Genomic DNA, 24223 nt, shown 5'->3' with positions numbered 1-24223 from the left:
GCGCTGCATGAGCATGCCCTTCTGGCGCGAGGACCTCTAAGTCTTTCCGTTTCCGGTGCGGTCCCCCTACAACCGCACCGGTTTCGCCCGTCAAACGGGCACCGCTACTATTTACGTAATTCATTTTTTCGAAAGGATTTGAACCATGGGTGTTAACCTCTCCGGCCGTAGCTTCCTCAAGCTCCTCGACCTCACCACCGAGGAGATCGAGTACCTGCTCAAGCTCTCCAAGAACTTCAAGGACATGAAGCGCGCTGGCGTTCCGCACCGTTATCTCGAGGGCAAGAACATCGTTCTGCTCTTCCAGAAGACCTCCACTCGTACCCGCTGCGCCTTCGAGGTCGGCGGCATGGATCTTGGCATGGGCGTCACTTACCTCGATCCCGGTTCGTCCCAGATGGGCAAGAAGGAGTCCATCGAGGACACCGCCCGCGTTCTCGGCCGCATGTATGACGGCATCGAGTTCCGTGGCTTTGCCCAGGACGACGTCGAGGAGCTCGCTGCTAAGTCTGGCGTGCCCGTATGGAATGGCCTGACCACCGAGTGGCACCCCACCCAGATGCTCGCCGACATCCTGACCGTCCAGGAGAACTTCAATTACGACATCAAGGGCAAGACCCTCGTCTTCATGGGCGACTGCAAGAACAACGTTGCTCGCTCCCTCATGGTCGTCTGCTCCAAGCTCGGCATGAACTTCGTGGCCTGCGGCCCCGAGGAGTGCATGCCCGCTGACGACGTCATCGAGGCCTGCAAGCCCATCGCCGAGGCCAACGGCTGCACCATCAAGCTGACCACCGACGTCAAGGACGGCGTCACCGGTGCCGACGTTATCTACACCGACGTGTGGGTCTCCATGGGCGAGCCTGACGAGGTCTGGGCCGAGCGCATCGCTCAGCTCACCCCGTATCGTGTCACCTCCGAGGTCATGGCTATGGCCAACCCGGGTGCCATCTTCCTGCACTGCCTGCCCAGCTTCCACGACACCAACACCACCATTGGCGCCGAGAAGTGCGAGCAGTTCGGCATCACCGAGCAGGAGGTCACCGACGAGGTCTTCGAGAGCCCCGCTTCCAAGGTCTTCGACGAGGCCGAGAACCGCATGCACACCATCAAGGCTGTCATGTACGCCACGCTCAAGTAAGAGCATCTAGCATCTCGCTCGGGGTGTATTGCTGCACACCCCGAGCGGTTTTATCTGGTAATAATCTCGCATCAAGCGGCAGGCACGGCACGGAAGAGCCGCTTCGGGCGAGATCAGTAAATGATTTATGAAGGGGGGATGAGAACTATGACTGAGACCGCTAAGAAAAAGCGCGGTATGCCTTCATCGTTCACCATTCTTCTTGCTCTGCTGGCAATTGTCGCAGTGATTACCGTTATCGTCTCCGGCACGTCCGGCGGCGCGGTTACTGCCGCCCGTCTGAGCGATTTCTGCACCGCCCCGATCCTGGGCTTCGCTGACGCTCTGCCCGTCTGCCTCTTCGTTATGATCCTGGGCGGCTTCCTCGGCATGATGACCGAGACCGGCGCCCTGGACAACGGCATCGCCGTTCTGGTGCAGAAGCTTAAGGGCAACGAGATTATGCTCATTCCCGTGCTGATGCTCATCTTCTCCCTCGGTGGTACCACCTATGGTATGTGCGAGGAGACCGTTCCCTTCTACGCCCTGCTCGCTGCTACCATGATGGCCGCTGGCTTCGACCCTATGGTCGGCGCCGCTACCGTCCTGCTCGGCGCTGGCTGCGGCTGCCTCGGCTCCACTGTTAACCCGTTCGCCGTCGGCGCTGCCGTCGACGCTCTGACCGGCGTTGACATTGCCGTGAATCAGTCCATCATCATCGGCCTCGGTGCCGTCCTGTGGATTGTCACTACTGCCATGTCCATCGTCTTCGTGATGAACTATGCCAAGAAGGTCAAGGCTGATAAGGGTTCCACCATCCTGTCGATGCAGGAGCTCAAGGACGCCGAAGAGGCTCACGGCAAGGCTGCTTCCGAGGTTCACAAGGAGGTCAAGCTCACCGGTCGTCAGAAGGGCGTTTTGATCGCCTTCGCCTTCACCTTCGTCGTCATGATCGTCGGCTTCATCCCGCTGGCAGACCTCAACGAGGGCGTCGCCAACTTCTTTGACGCTGGCGCTGTCTACGATGCCGACGGTAACACCGTCGTCCAGGGCTGGTCTGCCCTGATCACCGGCCTGCCCATTGGCCAGTGGTACTTCGACGAGGCTTCCACCTGGTTCTTCCTCATGGCTATCCTGATCGGTATCATCGGTGGCCTGTCCGAGAAGCAGATCGTCAACACCTTCATCACCGGTGCTGCCGACATGATGTCCGTTGTTCTCGTCATCGCCCTCGCCCGTGGTATCTCCGTCCTCATGGCTAACACCGGCCTCGACGTCTACGTCCTCGACGCTGCCGCCAATGCTCTGGCTGGCCTGTCCGGCGTGATCTTCGCTCCCATGAGCTTCCTGGTCTACTTCGGCCTGTCCTTCCTGATCCCCTCGACCTCTGGTATGGCTACCGTCTCCATGCCCATCATGGGACCGCTGGCTGTTAAGCTCGGCTTCTCGCCTGAGGTCATGGTCATGATCTTCTCCGCCGCCATCGGTGTCGTGAACCTGTTCACCCCGACCTCCGGTGCCATCATGGGCGGTCTCGCCCTGGCCAAGATCGAGTGGACGACCTGGCTCAAGTTTGCCCTTAAGCTCATCGTCGCGCTCTCCGTCGTCTGCGCCATCATCCTGACCGTCGCCTGCGTGTTGATCTAAGTACCCCACGGGTACCCCACGGAAACCTTGACGATCCTGTAAAGGATCACCTGGTCATCGTCTGTCCGGTGGGGTCAACCCACCGGACAGACTCCTACCTTTAGCCCCCTCCCGTTCCGTGCGCGGGAGGGGGCGCTCTTGTGTTCCGGCGTTTTACCAAACGCCGGAACCACTCGACGCTGCAAGCCCGCCAGAGCGGCAATCTGACGTTCAATCGTCGGGCATGGCCAAAAGGCCTATGCCCTCCTCTTTCACGTCACCTTGCTCGCTCTGGTGGGCTTTCGCTGACTTATGCTCAACCTGCGGCGCTGCCATTGTTGGCGCAGGGGGCGGCTTGCTCGCTCTGGTGCCTGTTCGCTGTCCGTTCTCTGCCCGCGACGTTTCTGCTGTTGGTGCAAAGGGGTCAGGTTACTTTGCGCCAAAAGGGGAAGTTGCGGTGGAATAGTTCCCGTTTGGCCGTCTTGAGGGGTTAAACAGGAGCTATTTCACCGCAACTTATCGATGGCGTGTTTGGTTGGTGCCTGTTGATGGCCTGGGCATCGGGGAGGGTCTGCTCCGTTATAATCGCGTAGGAACTTAATTTACGAAACGGGACGGGAGCCATACATGCGCCAGGGTTTCGACAACGCGAAATATATCGAGCTGCAGGCCGCTCATATTAAAGAGCGCATCTCGCAGTTTGGCGGCAAGCTGTATTTGGAGTTTGGCGGCAAGCTGTTTGACGACTATCACGCGAGCCGCGTGCTGCCGGGTTTTGAGCCGGACAGCAAGTTTCGCATGCTCAAGAGCATAGCCGACGACGTCGAGGTCATCATCGCCATTAACGCGAACCACATCGAGAAGAACAAGGCTCGCGGTGACCTGGGCATTACCTATGACGAGGACGTTTTGCGCCTGGTTGACCTGTTTCGCGGCAACGGCTTTGCCGTCGCGGCCGTGGTCATCACCCAGTACGCCGGCCAGCCCGCTGCCGATGTGTTCCGCAACCGCCTGAACGCGCTCGGTATTCCCGCCAAGCTGCACTATCCCATCGAGGGGTATCCGCACGATGTCGATCTGATCGTGTCCGACGATGGCTATGGCAAGAACGAGTTTGTCGAGACCACCCGACCGCTCGTTGTGGTCACTGCCCCCGGTCCTGGCTCGGGCAAGCTTGCCACCTGCCTGTCTCAGCTCTATCACGAGCACAAGCATGGCACGGCCGCCGGCTATGCCAAATTCGAGACCTTCCCGGTTTGGAATCTGCCCCTTACGCATCCGGTCAATATTGCCTACGAGGCCGCCACGGCAGACCTCGATGACGCCAACATCATCGACTCCTTCCACCTGGAGGCCTATAACAAGACCACGGTCAACTACAACCGCGACGTCGAGGCCTTCCCGGTAGTCCGTGCCCTGATGGAAAAGATCCTGGGCAAGAGCCCCTACCAGAGCCCTACGGACATGGGCGTCAATATGGTCGGCTTTGCCATCACCGATGACGATGCCTGCCGCGACGCTTCCAAGATGGAGATCGTCCGCCGCTACTTTACCGCGGTCGAAAATGCGCGCCGTACCGGCGTGGGCGATGAGCAAGTCGACCGTCTCAAGATTATTATGAAGAAAGCCGGCATCGATAAGAACTACTCACCGGCGCGCTCGGCGGCCCTCACTAGGGAGCAGCTGACGGGTGGTCCCGTGGGTGCCATGGTCATGCCCGATGGCTCCGTGGTGACCGGTAAGACCTCCACGCGCCTGGGCGCCGCAAGTTCGCTCATTATGAACGCCCTTAAGCATGTCTCGGGCGTCGACCTTGAGCTCGAGGTCATTAGCGATGAGGCGATCGAGCCCATCAGCAAGCTCAAGACGCATTTCCTGGGCAGCAAAAACCCGCGCCTCCACACCGACGAGACGCTTATGGCGCTGTCGATCACCTCGGCCACGAGTGAGACGGCCGCTCGCGTCCTTTCGGGCCTGGAGCAGCTGCGCGGCTGCGATGCCTTCTTTAGCGTGATTATCTCGCCGACGGACGAGACGGTACTGCGCAAGTTGGGCATCAACGTGTGCTGCGAGCCCAAGTTTGAGCGCCGCGGTTTCTTCCATCGCTAAGTTTGAAGCACCGCGGTAATTGCATTGCATTTTGGCCGTATCGGGTTAGCGCCCGGTACGGCTTTTTGATCAATAAAGCGTCTATTTCGGCGAAAAATAGCTGTTTACCTGTCTAGAAACAATTTGAGCGGTATACAATAACCGTAACTATTTCATCCTTAGCGGGATGCCGCATGATGGATATTACCTGTCATCGTGAGGTGTGTCGGTCGCGCACGGCGCGTTAGATGCTCGTGCTCGGTTTGAGGAGGCTGCTATGGCGGGCAAGGGTCGTGCGAGTGTTAACGATATGAAGCGTGTCGAGGTGCTGGTGTTGATGGAGATTGACCAGCAAACCGAAGACAATGGCGGGCCGTATGGTTTCTCGCGCAAAACGCTTGCCGAGCGCGTGGGGGTTTCGCCGTATCGTGCCCGCGCCGCAATCGATCGCTTGGATTCCGAAGGTATGATTGATGTCGTCTCGCGTTATAGCGACGACGGCGGTCAGCTTGCAAATGGCATTTGCCTCACCGAACGTGGTGAGTGGTATCTTGAGGGCGTCCGTACCGGCATGCTCGTTCAAGAAATGCTTGAGGACGAGGTTGCTGATCGATAGCAGCATGTAACCCTTGCCATAGCGACGCCGCCTGGGAAACCGGGCGGCGTTTTGTTTCAAGATTGAGAAATGCAATCGCACGCGAGAAAAATTGCGGACGGTCCGCGGCGCGAGTATTACAATGAAGACCCGTAAGATGTGGATAAACAACTTCTACGGGAAGCGCAGGTAACTCAATATGACCAAGCATGTGTTCGTAACCGGTGGCGTGGTTTCGTCCCTGGGCAAGGGTATCACCGCGGCCTCGCTGGGCCGTCTGCTCAAGTCGCGTGGCTACAAAGTAACGATGCAGAAGGCCGACCCGTATCTGAACGTCGACCCCGGTACCATGAGCCCGTTCCAGCATGGTGAGGTCTTTGTGACCGAGGACGGCTACGAGTCCGACCTGGACCTGGGTCATTACGAGCGCTTTATTGATGAGAACCTGACCCGCGATTCCAACTTTACGACCGGTGCCATCTACAAAAGCCTCATCGCCCGCGAGCGTCGCGGCGACTTTTTGGGCGGTACCGTGCAGGTGATTCCTCACGTCACCAATGCCATTAAGGATAAGTTCCGCCGCATCGAGGAGCAGACCGGCTCCGATGTAGTCATCACCGAGCTGGGCGGCACGATCGGCGACATCGAGTCCCAACCGTTTGTCGAGGCCATTCGTCAGTACCGCAAGGAGGCCGGCCCCGAGAACGTCTGCTACATCCACGTGTCGCTCGTTCCCTATATCGCCGCCGCCCACGAGGTCAAGACCAAGCCCACGCAGCATTCCGTCAAGGAGCTCCGCAGCTTTGGCATCCAGCCCGATATTATCGTGTTGCGCTCCGACCACCATATCGATGACGCTATCCGCGGAAAGATCGCAAGCTTCTGCGACGTCGACACCGATTGCGTCTTTACCAACGAGGACTGCGCGAGCATTTACGATGTTCCGCAGCTGCTTGCCGAGCAGGACTTTGACCTGCGCATTTGCGAGCGCCTGGGTCTGGACCCGCATGAGCGCGACATGAGCGAGTGGAACGAGTTCCTGCGCAAACAGAATCACGCCAACCATCACGCCGACAAGGTGAAGATCGCCGTCGTTGGCAAGTACACGCAGCTGCCCGATGCGTACCTGTCGGTTATCGAGGCCCTGCACCATGCGGGCGTCTTCTACGATCGCCATGTGGACGTCCAGCTGGTCGACGGCGAGAGCCTCGACGAGCAGAATGTCTCCGAAGTTCTGGGCGACGCTTCGGGCATCCTGGTCCCCGGCGGCTTTGGCAAGCGCGCCCTGGAGGGCAAGATCCTCGCGGCCGAGTTTGCCCGCGAGCACAAGATTCCGTATCTGGGCATTTGCCTGGGTATGCAGGTGGCCGTGTGCGAGTTCGCCCGCAACGTCGTCGGCCTTGCCGGCGCCAGCTCCTCCGAGTTCGACCCGGACGGTCCGTTTAGCGTCATCGATCTGATGAGCTCGCAGGAGGATGTGACCGAGAAGGGCGGCACCATGCGTCTGGGCGCCTATCCGTGCAAGCTCGCCGCCGATACCCTCGCTCGCGAGGCATATGGCGAGGATCTCGTCTACGAGCGTCACCGTCACCGCTTTGAGTTTAACAACGCCTTCCGCGACCAGCTCGAGGACGCCGGCTTGGTTATCTCTGGCCTCTCGCCCGACGAGCGCCTGGTCGAGATGGTCGAGCTGCCGCGCGACGTGCATCCGTGGTATGTGGCAACCCAGGCTCACCCCGAGTTCAAGAGCCGTCCGACCAACCCGCAGCCGCTGTTCCGAGAGTTCGTGCGTGCCTCGATCGGTCAGCACGAGGGTGTCGATCGCCTGCAGGTGACGCCCATGAACCTCGCTACGGACTAAGGGTGCCGGCGAACAAAGAACATACCGAAGCTACTCCCTCGTCGCTCGCCGTGGCGGCGGGGGAGTATCTCGATTACCTCGCGGTCGAGCGGGGTTTGGCGCGCAACACGATTGCGGCCTATCGTCGTGACCTGACGACGTACTGCGCCTATCTGGAGCGGGCGGGCATCATGTCTTTTGATGAGGTGACTCGTCAGGTCGTGGAGGGCTTTGTCGCCGACCGTCGCGATGGGGGCTATTCCGATGCCTCGGTGGAGCGTGCACTTGCGGCCGTGAAGGGCCTGCATGCCTTTTTGGTGCGCGATGGGGCTGTGGCCCAAAATCCAACGGCGGCGTTGCGCCTGCCTAAAAAGGCTGAGCGTTTGCCGGAGTATCTATCGGTGGAGGATGTCTCGGCGCTGCTCGATCAAGACTTCCCCGAGGGCGAGATGGGCTTGCGCGACCATGCCATCTTGGAAGTGCTCTACGGATGCGGTTTGCGTGTGAGCGAATTGGTGGGGCTCGATGTGGGCGATATCCATATCGACGATGGTTTTGTACTCGTTCGCGGTAAGGGCTCAAAGGAACGCCTGTCCCCGTTGGTGGGAAGCGCGGCGCGAGCTCTGACGCTCTATGTAGCTGAGGGGCGTTCTCGCTTGGCAGCCCATGCCCGCGGAACCGAGACTTCGGCGGTCTTTTTAAATAAGAACGGCCGCCGTCTGTCGCGCCAGGGCATCCATGCCATCTGTGAGCGCTACGGGCGCCAGGTAGGGCTGGTGGGACTCCATCCCCATACGCTGCGCCACTCCTTTGCCACCCATATGCTTGCGGGCGGTGCAGACCTCCGTGTGCTACAGGAGATCTTGGGACATGCCGATATATCGACCACGCAGGTCTACACGCATGTCGATCGTACGCAACTGACCGAGGTCTATCTGGCGGCGCACCCGCTGGCACATCGCTAACACATCGCTGGCCTGCATATCTATAGGTATTTGGGGACGGACCCCAGATTGCCGCGGCGTGTTTTTGCGCGCGCATAGGCAATCTGGGGCCCGCCCCATTTTCGCCACTTGTCGTCGCGGTGGCGGGCCGCATGTGCCTTGGGTGGGGGAGTTTGGGGGCGATGTGAACGGCATGTAAAGGGACGCAAAAATCGCCTCAAGGTCAACTTGAAGGTTGAGGTTGAAAGGCGGGGTGCCACAGGTGGCATCCCGCCGTTGCTGTAAACACAACATATTGTGTTTTCGAACATATGATTGGGGGTGTTTTGCAATATATGGTGGGTGGAGTGGTGGGGCGGGGTGGGGGAAGCGGTGGGGAAAGGTGTTGAAAAATGGGGCGGTTCCCCATATTATTAATGACGTCGACAGGCGGGGTGGTTCCCCGCGTACGTGCCATCTGAGTAACCGAGGGGAGGGCGCACATGGGAATGACTGGTGCATACGAGCGCAATCTCGATGCAAAAGGTCGTCTGTCCCTGCCTGCACCCCTTCGCGAGGAGCTTGGAGAGCACGTTCGCGTGTTCAAAGCCCTGGATGTCGATGCTCTGTACGTGTTCTCTGCCGAGGCCTTCGATAAGTGGGTCGAAGGACTCTTCGCGGGTCGTGAGGGCCACGAGGGTTTTAACCCGCGTGACATTAATGACCAGAAGCTCATGAGGGCGATCAACAAGCGCACCACGTCGATGGATGTGGACAGCGCGGGTCGTATCGGTCTTTCTGAGTCTCTCCGCAAGCAGGCGAACCTCGACCGCGAGGTCACGGTTGTGGGCAACTACGACCACCTTGAGGTTTGGGACCGCGCTACGGCCGATGAGGACGATGATGACGAGGCCCTGCTGGACCTCTTCTTCTCGTAAGGGCAAGGCACGAGTAACGGATGGAGCGTGGGATCTTGACACAAGAATATCGGCATGAACCTGTCATGCTCGGCGAAGTGCTTGAGTCGCTGCAGCTCAAGAGCGGCTCCGTTGTCTGCGACTGCACCCTTGGCGGTGCCGGCCATTCGGTAAAGATGGCCGCGCAGGTGGGGGAGACCGGCCTTTTGCTCGGCGTCGATCAGGACGACATGGCCCTCGAGGCCGCTGGCGCCCGTCTGGACCGCGAGGTTCCCGGCGTACCGCACCAGCTGCTGAAGGGCAACTTCGGCGACTTGGACGAGCTGCTTTGCTCGGCCGAGGTGCCCGGGGTCGATGGCTTCCTGTTCGACTTGGGCGTTTCGTCGCCGCAACTCGATATCCCTGGCAGGGGCTTTTCGTACAACGAGGACGCCCCATTGGACATGCGGATGGATCCGGGTAACAACACCTTAAACGCAGCTGAGGTCATCAACACCTATAACGAACACGACCTCGCCCGGATTCTACGCGTCTACGGCGAAGAGAAGTTCGCCTCGCAGATCGCGCGCGAGATCGTGCGCCGCCGCGAGCAAGAACCGATCGAAACCACCGGTCAGTTTGTCGAGATCATCAAGGCTGGTATCCCCGCTGCCGCTCGTCGGCATGGCGGACACCCGGCCAAGAAAAGTTTCCAGGCCATTCGCATCGAGGTCAATCACGAACTCGATGTGCTCGAGCGAGGGCTAGACGCCGCCACCAGGTGGCTCAACCCGGGCGGACGCATCTGCGTCATCTCGTATCACTCGCTCGAGGACCGTATCGTAAAGAACCACTTTAAGGAGATGAGCCAGGGGTGCACGTGTCCGCCGGAGATTCCGGTGTGCGTGTGCGGCAACGTGCCGATACTCAAGGTCATCACCCGCAAACCCCTGGTTGCCCAACCCGATGAGGTTGCGCGCAACCCTCGGGCGAGATCAGCCAAGATCCGCGTGGCGCAGCGTCTGTAGACGCGACCGCGCGATATTGGACCTCCCGCTCGCACCATAAACGAAGCTTAAACACACTACCAACGTACTCGGGATGGGAGGCGGCATATCATGGGCTACAACACTTCAAACGCAGCACTCGCCTATGATATGAGCGCCATGCCCGCCTATCGTGAGACACCGCAGGCCCCCGTTGCTCCCCGCGAGCAGCGCACGCCGCGCTTTGATGTCTACACGGGCGCGGGCCGTCAGGCAAACCAGGCGGTAAGCCCGGTTTTCATGAGCGTTCTTAAAACGTTTTGCATCATTGCGGCCATCTTCATGACGATCGGTGTCGCCCGTGTGGCGCTCGCCGGCGTTACGGCCCAGGTGCTCAACAGCAATGCCGCGCTTACCAACACGCTCGAGAAGGCGACCGATGAGAGCTCCGACCTGGAGGTCATGCATTCGGTCTATGGTGCCGACACGCGCATTCGCGACCTTGCGGGCGCTTATGGCATGGTGGAGCCCAGCGAGAGCGTTACACTTGATTTTTCGCAGGATGCAGCCGCGGGCGCTAGCTCGACCGCGACCGCTCAGTAACAAGACGGTAGCTGAGTATGACAAATGACTATCGCCGCGGTTCCGACGGGGGTCGCGGTTCTGGACGTCCCTCATCGCGGGGACGTTCTGGTTATCAAGGAACGGGTCGGCCATCTTACAACGCGAGGCCGTCCTATGGCAACGACCCCGCGTCGCGTCTCCGTAGCTCGAGTGGTCCTCAAATGCATAACACCAGACCGCGCAAGAGCTCGTCGACCGAATGGCTCACGGGCACGCCGCTGCCCCGTCGCAAAGCCGTCATGGGCTTCATCGGGTTTGGCTTGGGCTTGGGCGTCCTTCGCCTTGCCGACTATCAAATCGTGGAAGCCGATAAGTTACGCGACCGTGCCGATGCACGTCGCTTGCTTGCGCAGGCGCTGTATGCCAAGCGCGGTACCATCTACGACCGTAACGGCAACGTGCTGACGTCGTCGGTCGAATGCCGCAACATCGCCGTGAATCCTCAGCTTATCGAGGACGTTGACAAGACGGTCTCGGCACTGGTCAAAGCTACGGGCATCGATAAGAAAACCTGTCGTGATCTCGTTATGTCCGATGGCACCTGGGTGTATATCAAACGCCAGGTGGACGAGGACGATGCTGCGGCGCTGGAGAAGAAGAACCTGCCAGGCGTGCTCTTTGAGCAGGCCATGAAGCGCGTATATCCTTATGGCAACCTGGCATCGCAGGTGCTTGGCGTGGTAAACGTGGACAACGACGGTCTGACGGGCCTTGAGAAGCAGTACAACAAGCTTTTGACCGGAACGAACGGTTCGCTGGTGCGCGAGCGGGCGAGGGACGGTAGCTATATCGCGGGCGGCGCCTATAAGAAGGTTGCCGCGGTGGACGGCGTGGACATCGTGACGACACTCGATGTCAATATCCAGCGTGCCGCCGAGGACGCCCTGGCCGAGGCGGTCGAAAAGACCAAGGCCAAGAATGGCTCGGCCCTGGTCACCGATCCCACGACGGGCGAGATTCTGGCGGCATGCTCGTATCCGACATATGACCAGACCGATCTGGAAAACGCCAAGACCGAGGACATGAACTTGCGCCTGGTTACCGATGCCTACGAGCCCGGCTCGGTCTTTAAGACACTTGTGGCCGGTGCCGGTTTCGACTTGGGCGCCGTGCGTTCGAGCACGTCGTTTGAGGTGCCGGCGAGCATTAAGGTTGGCGACGACACCGTTACCGACGCCGATAAGCGCGACTACACCATGACCATGGACGTGCGCGAAATGATGCGCCGTTCGTCCAATGTGGGCTTTGTCCTGGTGGGACGCAAGATCGGCGCCGATGATTTTGCCACCTATGTGGACAAGTGGGGCATCGGTCACAGCTCTGGTGTCGATTTTCCGGGCGAGAGCCTGGGCATCGTCAAGGAGCGTGACCAGTACGACGGCGCCACGCTGGGCTCGATGAGCTTTGGCCAGGCGCTGTCTGTCTCGCCGATTGAGGTCGCACGTGCCGTGGGCGGCATCGCGAACGGCGGCGTGATGATGACTCCGCACTTCTATAAGTCCAGCAAGGGCGATGAGAAGGACTGGGGCGAAGGCGAGCGTGCGATATCGGACGACGCTGCCGCCCAGGTGACATCGTGCATGCAGACGGTCGTGTCGGAGGGAACGGGCGTTGGCGGCGCGGTTGACGGCTATGACGTGGCGGGTAAGACCGGTACGGCCGAACGTGCCGACGAGAACGGCGGCTACCTCAAGGAGAACTACATGTCGTCCTTTATGGGCTTTGCACCGGCACAATCGCCCAAGGTGCTGTGCTATATCACGCTCGACGGAACGCCGAGCGGCTCAGATGCCGCTGCGGTGCCGTTCCAGTCCATTATGGCCAACGCGCTCGACGTGCTGGGTATCCCGCACACGAAGTAGGGGGTTACAATCTTTGGGGCGTGGTTTGTTGTCCCATATGAGGGGTGTTCACATGCCCTGCACCACGCATGCGCGGCGCTGGGATACAATACGCCGATAGCATTATTTAGGTTTACAGGGGAGCTGCAATGATAGAGATCGCCGTCAACAACCTCGCGGCCGCAACAGGGGCCCGAACCGTGACGGGAGAAGTCGATCGGGTATGCCGCGGGTGCGTTATCGACTCGCGCCAGGTCGAGGAAGGGACGATTTTCGTCGCCTTTCCCGGTGAAAACGTCGACGGCAATGATTTTGCTTCCCGTGCCGTCCAGTCGGGTGCCGGCGCCGTCGTGATGACGCGTGAGCCCGAGGCCGAGCTGGTCTCGCTGGCGCAGGACAAGAGCTGTGCCATCTTGCTGACCGATGATCCCGAGGAGTTTCTGCTGCGTTTGGCGCACGCGTATCGCCTGGAGCTTGGCTGCCTGGTCGTTGGCATTACCGGTTCCATCGGCAAGACGACGACCAAGGACGTTCTCGCCGCTGTGCTCGCCAAGCGCTATCGTGTCTGGGCCACCAAGGGCAATTTCAATAACCTGATCGGCATGCCGCTCACGGTGCTTTCCGCTCCGGCCGATACCGAGGTCCTGGTGCTCGAGATGGGCATGAACCATTTCCACGAGATCGAGCGCCTGTCCCAGTCCGCCAATCCCAACCTTGCCATCGTGAGCAAAATCGGCACCTCTCATATCGGCATTTTGGGCAGCCGCGAGAACATCGCCCGCGCTAAGGCCGAGATTGTCCAGGGCATGTGCGCCGCCGGCGACTATTTGCCGCTGCTGGTTTTGGGCGGCGAGGACGACTTTACGCCGTTCATTCGCGACACGTTCGCCCAGCCTGCTGGTATCGACGTGATGCTGGCCGGCGTCTCGGACGATGATGAGGTCCGTGCCCGCGACATTCGTGTTGATGACGAAGGCCGTCCGGTCTTTACGCTCGATTTTGGCCAGGGTGAGACGATCGATACCATGCTTGCCATCCCCGGCGTGCAGTCCGTTCCTAATGCCGTTAAGGCCGCCGCGGTTGCCTATCGCCTGGGCGTGACGCCCGAGCAGATCGATGCTGCCTTTAGGGGTCTCACGATCACCGGACACCGCCAGGAGATCAAGCGCGCCAAGAGCGGTGCACGCGTCATCGATGACTCCTATAACGCCAGTGCCGAATCCATGGCTGCTGGCCTCGATCTGCTGTGCTCGCTTTCGTGTGCGGGGTCTCGCATGGCGATCCTGGGCGAGATGGGCGAGATGGGCGATGAGGCTCCTCGCATGCATGAGCTCGTGGGCGCCTATGCCGCCGCCAAGAAGCTCGACATGCTGGCGTGCGTGGGTGGTGAGCTGGCCCAGCTTATGGCCGATGCCGCACGCATGATGGGCATGGACGAGGACCGCATCCAGGTGTTCTCCGATTATCAGCAGGTGCTCGGCCGCATGGGCGGCGCGCTTGAAAAACATGATGTTGTACTGGTCAAGGGTTCCCGCTTTGTTGAGCTCGACCGCTTTGTGGAAGGTGTGTGCTAGCCCATGTTCGGCAATCCCTCGTATCCAACGTATCAGGCTTTTTTGGGGCTTGGCATCGCCGCCGCCATTGCGCTGCTGCTCATGCCGTGGTGGATCAAGCTGCTCAAGGTCGAGGGTATCGGCCAGCAGGTTCGTGCCGACGGCCCCAAGCGTCATTTGGTTAAGCAGGGAACGCCCACCATGGGTGGTGTTGTCATCCTCGTCGCGATCTCGCTGACCTGCCTGCTGATGGGCAAGCTCACCACTGAGCTCGTGCTCGTGCTGCTCGCCACGCTGGCGACCGGCGTGCTGGGCCTGATCGACGATCTGACTTCCGTTACGCATGGGCGCTCGCTCGGTCTGACGCCCCATGCCAAGATGATCGGCCTAACCATTATCTGTGTCGCCTTTACGGTACTTGCCGTCAACTGGTGCGGCGTCGCCCCCGAGATTCGTTTTCCCGGTGGGTTGACGATCGACCTTGGCGTGCTTTCGACCACCATCTGCGGCTATTCGTTCCCGTGGCTCTATATTGTCTTTTGCTGGCTGATGATTGCCGGTCTTTCTAATGCCGTGAACCTGACCGATGGCCTTGACGGTCTTGCTGGCGGCACCTCCATGATCGCCATGCTCGCCATGGCTGCCATGGCGTTTTTGCACGGAGACGTGAACCTGTCCATCTTCTGCACCGCGTGTGCCGGTGCCTGCTTGGGCTTTCTGTGGTTCAACTGCTATCCGGCGAGCATCTTTATGGGCGATACCGGCTCGCTTGCTCTGGGCGCCGCGTTTGCCTGCACGTCCATCATGACCAACACCGAGGTCGTCTCCCTCATCATCGGCGGCCTGTTTATCGTTGAGACTCTGTCGGTCATGATTCAGGTTGTCTACTTCCACTTTACGCACAAGCGCGTCTTCCTTATGGCGCCCATCCATCATCATTTCGAAAAGAAGGGTTGGGCCGAGACTAAGGTCGTCATCCGTTTTTGGATTATCGCTGCGGCATTTGGTGCCGTTGGCCTTGCTCTGTTCTTCCAGTTGGGATAGTGGTCTTTCATGCCTCTTGCTGATGTCTTTAGCCTGCTCGTTTTGGGTCAGGGCAAATCCGGTCTCGATGTCGCCCGCTGGGCGCTGGCACATCCCGAGCGCGTAAGCGCCGTTACCGTGTATGGCGGCGGCACCTCTGAGCCCAATGACGCCACGCGTGCGCTCGAGGCTGCTGGTGCGTCGTTTGTCTATGGGACCGAACAGGTCGAGGGCGCCTATGACGTATGCGTGACGTGCCCGGGCATCTCGGAGTTCTCGGGCTTCTTTAAGGCCGGGCGCGAACATGCCGCTCAGATTATGGGTGAGCCAGAGTTTGCCTATCGCCTGTCGCCCGATAACTGGATTGCCATCACGGGCACCAACGGTAAGACGACCACCACGTCGCTGACCGATTATCTGCTCAAGGCTGCCGGCGAGGCCAGCGTAGCTGTCGGCAACATCGGCGAGCCGCCGGTCAACGAGATTGACGGCCGAGCCCACAACGAGTGGTTTGTGGCTGAGCTCTCGAGCTATCAGATTGCTACGACCACCGAGCTCCACCCTCGCGTGGCAGTGCTGCTCAACATCACTCCCGACCACTTGGGCTGGCATAAGAGCCATAAGAACTATGCGCTTGCCAAGATCAAGCTGTTTGACAATATGGTCGATGACGATCTGGTGGTTGTCGACGTCGAAGACGCCGGCATTCACGAGTTCGATGAGTACATCTATACGCCGGGTCGCCGCATCTGCAAGGTCGCTTTTGACGAGCCCGAGGGTGCAGACGCCGCCTTTGTGCGCGACGGCAAAATGGTCGTGCGCCTGAAGGGCGTCGAGACTCAGCTTGTCGCCACGTCCGAGCTCAAGATCTCGGGCCACCACAATGTCATCAATGCCTTATGTGCCGCCACGGCTGCTCTGGCCGTCGGTGCCGATGTCGATGGTGTCCGCCGCGGTCTGGCCTCGTTCCAGCCGCTCGAGCATCGCGTGGAGCCGTGCGGCGAGATTGACGGTGTGCGCTACGTCAACGATTCCAAGGCGACCAACACCGACGCGGTCGAGAAGGCACTGACGGCATTTCCCGATGACGACGTGATCTTGCTGCTCGGCGGCCACGATAAGGGCACGCCGCTCACGGACTTCGCGCGCGTTGTTATGGATAACGTGCGCTCGGTCGTCTGCTTTGGCGATGCGCGCGAGCGCTTCACCGCCGCTATGGACGAGGCCGATGTCGATGGCGATGTGGATATCGCCCAGGCGGATGACCTACGCGATGCCGTGGACGTTGCCCGTTCGCTGTCTAGCCGTGGCGACGTGATCTTACTTTCTCCTGCCTGCTCTTCGTTCGATGAGTTCTCGGGCTATGAGGAGCGCGGCCGCGTGTTTAAGGACTATGTGGCGCAGCTTGCCGCTGCGGCGAAATCGCAAATGGAATAGGGGTTGCCGGTGAGAGAGGAGAGCCCCCGACAAGGTATGAGGAGGCCCGACTCGGACCGTGGTTCCTCGCGGCGCAGCACACCGCGTTCCGGTCGCGGCGGGCAGACGTTTAGCGAACGCTATATTGCCGGCGTTCCCGCCCGTATCATGCGCCCCCGTCTGATATTCATGGCCTGCCTGTTTACCTTGGTGTGCTTTGGCCTGCTGATGGTGTACTCGGCGTCTTCGGTCGAGGCGCTGCACGAGAATGGCTCGGCGACGTTTTTTCTGTTTCGGCAAGCCGCGTTTGCCGGAGTTGGCGTGCTGGCTATGGTTGCCATCGTGCGCATCTTGCCGGACAGTTGGTTTGGGGAAGACGTGCTCAGGATCTTCCTCATAGGCATGATAGGGCTACTGTTTCTGGTGTTCTTGGTGGGCAGCGGCAGCCGTGGCGCCACGCGCTGGCTCAACATCGCCGGCATTCAGTTCCAGCCTTCCGAGTTTTTAAAGCCATTTGCCATTGCGTATTCGGCCATCATGCTCGATCGCTTCTTTTCGCCCGGTGGCAACATCAACGAATTCCTTCGCAAGATGGGCATCTACCTGGGCATTTCGCTCTTTCTGATCTTTATCCAGCCCGATTTCGGTACCGTCCTGATCATCCTGTTGACCCTCATGTGCATGGCGTTGTTTGCGGGTCTCGACCCCAGATTTATCATCGGCGTGCTAATCTTCGGCATTCTCGTGATCGTGATTGCGCTTGTCGCAGAGCCATACCGTATGGTGCGTATTCAGGTTGCCTTGAACCCTTGGGCCGACGAGTATGGTGACGGCTATCAGGCCACGCTTGCCATCATGGCCTTTGCCTCGGGCGGTCTGTTCGGCCGTGGCATCGGCAACTCAACCATGAAGTACTCGTATCTGCCCGAGGCGCACAATGACTACATCCTGGCCATCATTGGCGAGGAAGTCGGTTTTGTCGGAACCGTGCTGTTCTTCTTGGTGTTTGCGATGCTGATCTACTCGGCGTTTCGCATTGCCGAGCAGGCGACCGATCGTCGGGGCGCGCTCATGGCGTCTGGCTCCGCGGTCATTCTCGCGGTGCAGCTTTTGATCAATGCGCTGGGCATCCTCAACGTGTTTCCCATGACGGGCAAACCGTTGCCGTTTATTAGCTACGGCGGTTCGTCGATTATTGTGTCGCTTATGCTTGCCGGTCTGATCCTGCGCGTTTCGTACGAGAGCGCCCGTCGCGATGAGTACGACCGTCGCCGCGAGAGCTTTGCCGTTATGGATGAGAGTACCGCCGGCGTGCCCCACGTACGCGGCGAGCGATCTTCGCGTAACGGCTTTACCGTTCTGGATGGCTCTGCGACCGAGCCGGCAGCTCGTCCACGTCCGCGGACGGCGCCGCAAGGTCGTCCGCAGCGCCCCAGCCCTCGCAGCGCGGGCGGCGGATATAATCGAATCGATTTGAACTCGGACCCGTCGGCGCGTTTGCGCACCGACGACCAGGGACCGCGTGTACGAAGGGACTACCATGACCGATAAGATGACCGTTGCTATTGCAGCCGGCGGCACGGCAGGACACATTAACCCCGCGCTCGCTTTGGCCGAGGAGCTGCATGACCGTGGCCACCACGTTGTGTTCGTGGGCCAGTCGCGCAAGCTCGAGGGTCGTCTGGTCCCCGAGGCTGGGTTTGATTTTGTGCCCATTACGGTCACGGGCTTCGACCGCTCCCGTCCTTGGACGGCGCTGACCTCGCTGTGGCGTGTCAATAAGGCCAAGCGTGCGCTCGCCAATCATTTCTCAAAGGTCGGCAAGCCCGATGCCGCCATCGGTTTTGGTGCCTATGTCGAGGTTCCGCTGTTGGGGTGGTGCAAGGGCGCAGGCGTTCCGTATCTGCTGCATGAGCAGAACTCTGTTCCGGGCCTGGCCAACAAGATGATGAACTCCCACGCCGCCCGCGTGTGCATCTCGGTGCCGGCAGCGCGTTCGGTCTTTGAGCGCGAAGGTGACCCTGACCACGTGCTCATGACCGGCAACCCCGTACGTCGCTCGGTGATCGAGGGCGATCGCGATCGTGGCCGCAAGGCACTTGGCGTTCCCGAGGACGCTACGCTGCTGCTCGTCTTTGGCGGTTCACTTGGCGCCCAGCACCTCAACGAGCGCGTGACTTCGCTCAAAAACGAGCTGCTTTCGCGCAAGAACCTCTATGTGTTGCATTCGACGGGTGCCGACGGCTTTGAGGAGACCGAGCGCGCTTTGGCGCTGACGCCCGAGGAGGCGAAGCGTTACCGCGTCCAGCCTTACATCGACAACATGGGCGATATGCTGGCTGCTGCCGATTTGGTGCTCTCGCGTTCGGGTGCATCGAGCGTGGCCGAGATCGCTGCGCTCGCCGTGCCCTCGGTGCTCGTGCCGTATCCGCATGCGACGGCCGACCACCAAACCACCAATGCTCGTTATCTGGTCGACGCCGGGGCCGGCGTGCTCTGCGCCGATGCCGATATCGACGGTTCTGCCTTTGCCGATGAGCTGCTGCACCTGGTCGATGACGCGGCGGCGCGCGACGCCATGCGTCAGGCGGCGCGTGGTCTGGCTCAGGATAGAGCCGCCGCTCTTCTGGCGGATGCGGTAGAGGGTTTGCGTTAGTTAGACGGGATATCTTCGGTCGCCCTCGCGCTGATGCGGTAGGTGCGGTACAGTTAACGGGTTACAGGCAGTGTTTACGCAAGGAGTACACGAGCACATGGCTGATTCCCAGACTGCAACCTCCGCGCCCGAGTTTAAGAGCGCCCACTTTATCGGTATCGGCGGCGCCGGCATGAGCGGCATCGCCCTCGTTCTGCACGAGCGCGGTTATGCCGTTACCGGCTCCGACCTTAAGACGTCACGTTATATCCGCCAGCTTACCCGCGCTGGTGTGAAGGTGCATGTGGGCCATGAGGCCGCCACGATCGACGAGGTCAAGCCCGACGTGGTTGTTGTCTCCACCGCTATTCCGGAGTCCAACCCTGAACTCGTGCGTGCTCGCGAGCTTGGTATTCCCGTGTGGCCCCGTGCCAAGATGCTCTCTGCTTTGGGCCACGGCTACACCACCGTCGCTGTTGCCGGCACGCATGGCAAGACCACCACGTCTTCGATGTGTGCCACCATGCTCGACCGCATGGGTCTGGATCCGAGCTTCCTGATCGGTGGCATCGTTGAGGGCTATGACACGAACGGCAAGAACGGCTCGGGCGACTACTTTGTCGCCGAGGCCGACGAGTCCGACAGCTCCTTCCTGTTCCTGAACCCCAACGTAGTCATTGTGACCAACGTCGAGGCCGACCACCTCGATCACTACTCGGGTATCGAGGAGATCGAGGCAACTTTCGCCAAATTCATGAGCCTGGTGGGCGAGGACGGCACCGTCATCGTCTGCGGTGAGGACCCGCATCTGGTCGAGCTCGCCAAGTCGACGGGCCGTCACGTGCTTTCCTACGGCTTTGCCGAGAGCAACGACATCGTCTGCATGCACCCGGATGTCAAGGGCATCCAGAGTGACTTTATCGTTCGCTTTGAGGACGGCACTGAGCGCGCTGTGGAGATCAAGAGCAATCCCGGTCGCCACAACATGCTCAACGCCACGGCGGTGCTCACCGTCGCCCATGTCCTGGGCCTTGACATCGACGCCGCCGCCAAGGCGCTCTCGAGCTTTGAGGGCGTCCGCCGTCGCTTTACCCACGTGGGCGATATCGATGGCATTACCGTAGTTGATGATTACGGCCATCATCCCACCGAGATCAAGGCGACGCTTGCTGCCGCTTCGTCGCTGGGTTACAAGCACGTCGACGTCGTGTTCCAGCCGCACCGCTATTCGCGCCTGCAGGCTCTGTGCGACGACTTTGCCGATGCATTTGCCAATGCCGATAAACTGCTGCTGATCGATGTGTTCTCGGCTGGCGAGATGCCCATTCCGGGTGTCACCTCTAAGATGCTCGCCGATACCGTGCGCGCCAAGCATCCTGGCAAGGAGGTCGTGTACTGCTCTAGCCGTCTTGAGCTCAATCAGGAGCTCGAGCAGATGGTGGGCGAGGGCGACCTGCTGCTCACTATGGGTGCCGGTGACGTTACGACCGTCGGTCCCGAGTTCATTGAGTATCTGACTGCCAAGAAAGACGCTTAAGTCTAATGGGTCTGTTTAACGCCGTCATGGCGCTCTCGGGCATGATCGACACGGATGTGATCGAGGACGAGCGCCTTGCGCGTCATACGAGCTATCGTATCGGCGGCAAGGCCGACCTCTTTGTGACGTGCCATAGCTATCATGCTCTCCGCCGCGCCGTGGCGGTGCTCGATCGCGAGCAGGTGCCGTGGGTCATCATTGGCAAGGGCTCCAATCTGCTGGTTGCCGATGGCGGTTATCGCGGTGCCGTCATTTCGCTCGGACGTGAGTTTCAGCGCACGGTTGTTGCCGATGACGGTTGTACGCTGACGGTCGGTGCGGGCGTGATGTTTGCGCGCCTGGTTAACGATGCCCTGTCGCGGAGCCTCTCGGGCCTTGAGTTTGCCGTTGGCATCCCTGGTTCGGTCGGCGGTGCGATATCTATGAATGCCGGCACACGGACCGAGTGGATTGGCTCGCTGGTTGAGGATGTCGTAACGTTTGACCCGGCATCCGGTATCAAACATTATGCGGGGTCCGAGATCACTTGGGGCTACCGCGAATGTAGCCTTCCCCGCAATGAGATCATCCTCGAGTGCGTGCTCAAGCTTAAACCGGCGCCCAAGGCCGACATTCGCGAGCGCATGGAACGGTACCTGACGAGGCGCAAGCGTACGCAGCCCATGGGTCGCGCATCCTGCGGGTCGGTCTTTCGCAACCCGCCCGATGCGAGCGTGGGCAAGCTTATCGAGGATTGTGGATTAAAGGGTTTTTCGATTGGCGGCGCGGAAGTTTCGCCCGTTCACGCTAATTTTATCGTTAATAACGGAACTGCCTCGGCCGATGACGTTGCCGCGGTTATCAGACATGTGCACGGAAAGGTGAGGGAGGCGTATGGCATCGAGCTCAGACCGGAAGTTAAATTCCTCGGCTTCTAGAGCATCGAAACCCACCTTCCGCCGCGCCGGAGGGCGTTCCGGCGCGCCTGCCAAACCTCAACGCAATACCGTCGCGCACTCTAAGTCTGTCGGGCATGTTCGACAGGCCGGTCGTCCGGTCGTCGGCTCGCAGCTCGGTAATCGTCCGGCCGAAAAAAAGTCCTCGCGTCCCTCGGTGACGTCAAAGCCTGTTATGGGCGTCAAGCCTGCCCGTCCTATGGCAACTCCTAAACCCTCGACAGGAACTAAGGCGGCGCGTCCGGGTCGCACGCTGGGCGCATCGAAACCGCGCTCGCTGACATCGGTGCCGGCTACCGCCAAGAAGCCTTCGAGTAAAAAAGGCGTCAACCCGTTGTCTTCACTTGGGGCGATGGTAAATAAAACATCAGACGCCGCTTCTGTCGTTACAGGCAAAGGCAAAATCGTGGGCGGCGTTCTGGCCGTCTTGGCCGTGCTCGTCGTCGTTGCCATCGTGGTGATTAACTCTGGATTGTTTACCGCCACTGATATTCAGATTCAAGGCAGCGAGCATGTGACGAAGCACGATGCTATCCAGCTGATCGATTTGCCCGAGGGAACGTCGCTTTTTAACGTCGATCCCGACCAGATTACCGAGGACCTCAAGCAGAACCCGTGGGTCTCGGGCGTGGATGTCCAGCGTCAGTTCCCGCATACGCTCATCATTACGCCGATGGAGCGCAAGGTCATCGCAATTGCCTATATCAGCTCCGATGACCTTGCCTGGGCCATCGGGGATGATGACACCTGGATCGCCCCGCTGTCGACGTCGGTCGAAGTGGACGACCAGGGCAACGTCATCACGACAGGGCAGGGCTCAAATACCCTGACCGGCATTGATGCCGCATTGGCGCTCGCTAAGCACTATGGTGCGGTGTTGCTGACTGATGTCTCGGCGGATGTCGCTCCGGTTTCCGGCCAGGCGGTGAGCTCCAAGGCCGTTAAGGCTGGCTTGGATTATGTGCGTGGTTTTTCGAGCGAGTTCTTGGGACAAGTCAAGGATATTTCCACGCCTTCGGTCGAAGCCATCTCGGCAAACCTCAATAACGGCATTGAGGTGTCGCTGGGCGATTCGGACGATATCGCCAAGAAGGAACGCGTAGTCACCAAGTTGCTTTCGCAGGTAGAGGGCGTAACGTATATCAATGTGCGCTCTCCGGGCAACTACACATTTAGGAATGCTCCGACCTCGTAGCGCTGGTTGATGCTTTGTTGAGGGGCCATACCACGCCGTTTATCTGGTTTGTTTGGTTTTCACGGTCAATTATTTGACTGATACGTTCATAATGTGCAAACATAATACGGTTTACCTTTGCATTTACTTTCAACCTGAAGGTTAATGTGCGCAGGGGTCGACCCATGCTATGGCTATAACCTTTGTTCGGAGGACCGACATGCACGAGACAGAGATCAACAACTACCTTGCCGTCATTAAGGTGGTCGGCGTCGGCGGCGGCGGTACCAACGCGGTCAATCGAATGATCGAAGAGGGCATCCGCGGCGTCGAGTTTGTTGCCATCAACACCGATGCTCAGGCACTCGCGATCTCTGATGCCGATATCAAGGTGCACATCGGCACCGACCTTACCCGCGGCCTCGGCGCCGGCGCCAACCCCGAGGTTGGCCGCAAGGCTGCCGATGAGTCCCGCGACGACATTGCCGAGGCGCTCGCTGGCGCCGACATGGTGTTCATCACCTGTGGCGAGGGCGGTGGCACCGGTACCGGTGCTGCTCCCATCGTTGCCGATATCGCGATGAACGAGGTCGGCGCACTGACCGTCGCCGTCGTGACCAAGCCCTTCACCTTCGAGGGCCGCAAGCGCAAGAAGAGCGCCGAGGAGGGCATCAAGACCCTCTCCGATTGCGTCGATACCATGATCGTCATCCCTAACGATAAGCTGCTCGACATCGCCGAGAAGAAGACCACCATGCTCGAGGCCTTCGCGATTGCCGATGGCGTCCTTTCCCAGGGCACCCAGGGCATCACCGACCTCATCACCGTCCCCGGTATTATCAACCTGGACTTCGCCGATGTTAAGACCATCATGAAGCAGGCCGGTACCGCCATGATGGGTATCGGTACCTCTTCTGGGGATACTCGTGCCGTCGACGCTGCCCAGCAGGCCATCTCCAGCCCGCTGCTCGAGAGCTCCATCGATGGTGCCACGCGCGTGCTGCTCTCCATTGCCGGTTCCAAGGACCTGGGCATCCAGGAGATCAGCGACGCCGCCGACGTTGTCGCCAACGCCGTCGACCCCGAGGCCAACATCATCTTCGGTACCGTTGTCGACGAGTCCCTGGGCGATCAGGTGCGTATCACCGTCATCGCTACGGGCTTCTCCGACTCCAACGTCAACCGTCAGGACGAGCTCTTTGCTGCTCAGCAGTCTCAGAGCAAGGCTGCTGCTTCCGCTGAGCCGCAGCGCACCGCTCCGGCTGCCAGCCCGGCTCAGGCCGCTCCGACCCGCAACGTCGGTGGTACCGAGCTGCCCAACTTTGGCAACGACCAGTTCGAGCTTCCTGACTTCCTGAAGCGCGGTAGCTTCTAGTTCGTTTTTCTCAACGACCTGCACGGGGTGTGTCCA

At 59.9% G+C, this 24223-nt stretch carries 19 protein-coding genes; all 19 read left to right on the top strand.

Annotation, left to right across the window (positions count from 1 at the left end; genetic code table 11):
* The first annotated feature begins 145 nt into the window (after positions 1–145).
* The 19 genes from argF (at position 146) to ftsZ (ending at position 24187) form a co-directional block, all read left to right on the top strand.
* Positions 146–1141: an ornithine carbamoyltransferase gene (argF, locus tag DWY03_RS07850; protein ID WP_006234279.1), complete on the top strand. Its 996-nt coding sequence runs from the start codon at positions 146–148 to the stop codon at positions 1139–1141.
* Between the two features lie 138 nt (positions 1142–1279).
* Positions 1280–2767 carry a YfcC family protein gene (locus DWY03_RS07845; RefSeq protein WP_370446054.1) on the top strand — a complete coding sequence of 496 codons (1488 nt, stop codon included), beginning with the start codon at positions 1280–1282 and terminating at the stop codon, positions 2765–2767.
* 606 nt (positions 2768–3373) lie between these two features.
* Positions 3374–4855, top strand: a complete 1482-nt coding sequence (locus tag DWY03_RS07840) for a DUF1846 domain-containing protein (RefSeq protein ID WP_117840381.1) — start codon at positions 3374–3376, stop codon at positions 4853–4855.
* Between the two features lie 256 nt (positions 4856–5111).
* On the top strand, positions 5112–5450 hold the full coding sequence (locus DWY03_RS07835; RefSeq protein ID WP_040358312.1) for a hypothetical protein: 339 nt from the start codon (positions 5112–5114) through the stop codon (positions 5448–5450).
* Positions 5451–5628: 178 nt separating this feature from the next.
* Positions 5629–7290, top strand: a complete 1662-nt coding sequence (locus DWY03_RS07830) for a CTP synthase (RefSeq protein WP_117840380.1) — start codon at positions 5629–5631, stop codon at positions 7288–7290.
* 2 nt (positions 7291–7292) lie between these two features.
* Positions 7293–8234 (top strand): site-specific tyrosine recombinase XerD, encoded by a 942-nt coding sequence (xerD, locus tag DWY03_RS07825; RefSeq protein WP_197032823.1) that lies wholly within the window; start codon positions 7293–7295, stop codon positions 8232–8234.
* Positions 8235–8695: 461 nt separating this feature from the next.
* Entirely contained in the window at positions 8696–9130 is a 435-nt protein-coding gene (locus DWY03_RS07820) for a division/cell wall cluster transcriptional repressor MraZ (protein ID WP_035137949.1), read from the top strand.
* Between the two features lie 20 nt (positions 9131–9150).
* Entirely contained in the window at positions 9151–10116 is a 966-nt protein-coding gene (gene rsmH / locus DWY03_RS07815; protein WP_117840379.1) for a 16S rRNA (cytosine(1402)-N(4))-methyltransferase RsmH, read from the top strand.
* A 90-nt stretch (positions 10117–10206) separates the two neighbouring features.
* Positions 10207–10677 (top strand): hypothetical protein, encoded by a 471-nt coding sequence (locus DWY03_RS07810; protein WP_117840378.1) that lies wholly within the window; start codon positions 10207–10209, stop codon positions 10675–10677.
* 182 nt (positions 10678–10859) lie between these two features.
* Entirely contained in the window at positions 10860–12560 is a 1701-nt protein-coding gene (locus tag DWY03_RS07805; protein ID WP_370446053.1) for a peptidoglycan D,D-transpeptidase FtsI family protein, read from the top strand.
* Positions 12561–12688: 128 nt separating this feature from the next.
* A complete protein-coding gene (murF, locus tag DWY03_RS07800; RefSeq protein WP_117840377.1) occupies positions 12689–14113 on the top strand; it encodes a UDP-N-acetylmuramoyl-tripeptide--D-alanyl-D-alanine ligase in 1425 nt (474 codons plus the stop codon).
* 3 nt (positions 14114–14116) lie between these two features.
* Positions 14117–15136, top strand: a complete 1020-nt coding sequence (gene mraY, locus DWY03_RS07795; RefSeq protein ID WP_117840376.1) for a phospho-N-acetylmuramoyl-pentapeptide-transferase — start codon at positions 14117–14119, stop codon at positions 15134–15136.
* 9 nt (positions 15137–15145) lie between these two features.
* Complete coding sequence (gene murD / locus DWY03_RS07790; RefSeq protein ID WP_089571580.1) at positions 15146–16552, top strand: UDP-N-acetylmuramoyl-L-alanine--D-glutamate ligase; 1407 nt, start codon at positions 15146–15148, stop codon at positions 16550–16552.
* Positions 16553–16588: 36 nt separating this feature from the next.
* Positions 16589–18082: a putative lipid II flippase FtsW gene (gene ftsW / locus DWY03_RS07785; protein WP_117840375.1), complete on the top strand. Its 1494-nt coding sequence runs from the start codon at positions 16589–16591 to the stop codon at positions 18080–18082.
* A complete protein-coding gene (gene murG / locus DWY03_RS07780) occupies positions 18072–19187 on the top strand; it encodes an undecaprenyldiphospho-muramoylpentapeptide beta-N-acetylglucosaminyltransferase (RefSeq protein WP_117840374.1) in 1116 nt (371 codons plus the stop codon). The genes ftsW and murG overlap by 11 nt, the downstream gene beginning before the upstream one ends.
* Positions 19188–19284: 97 nt before the next feature.
* Positions 19285–20703, top strand: a complete 1419-nt coding sequence (gene murC / locus DWY03_RS07775; RefSeq protein ID WP_117636008.1) for a UDP-N-acetylmuramate--L-alanine ligase — start codon at positions 19285–19287, stop codon at positions 20701–20703.
* Positions 20704–20708: 5 nt separating this feature from the next.
* On the top strand, positions 20709–21620 hold the full coding sequence (murB, locus tag DWY03_RS07770) for a UDP-N-acetylmuramate dehydrogenase (RefSeq protein ID WP_006234257.1): 912 nt from the start codon (positions 20709–20711) through the stop codon (positions 21618–21620).
* A gap of 424 nt (positions 21621–22044) precedes the next feature.
* Entirely contained in the window at positions 22045–22833 is a 789-nt protein-coding gene (locus DWY03_RS07765) for a cell division protein FtsQ/DivIB (RefSeq protein ID WP_226812441.1), read from the top strand.
* A gap of 199 nt (positions 22834–23032) precedes the next feature.
* Positions 23033–24187, top strand: a complete 1155-nt coding sequence (gene ftsZ, locus DWY03_RS07760; RefSeq protein WP_055251674.1) for a cell division protein FtsZ — start codon at positions 23033–23035, stop codon at positions 24185–24187.
* Positions 24188–24223 lie beyond the last annotated feature (36 nt).

The sequence above is a fragment of the Collinsella sp. AF23-2 genome, assembly GCF_003459245.1.
Taxonomy (GTDB): Bacteria; Actinomycetota; Coriobacteriia; order Coriobacteriales; family Coriobacteriaceae; genus Collinsella.
The sequence above is the reverse complement of the archived record's forward strand: the minus strand, read 5'-3'. Positions and strand labels throughout refer to the sequence as shown.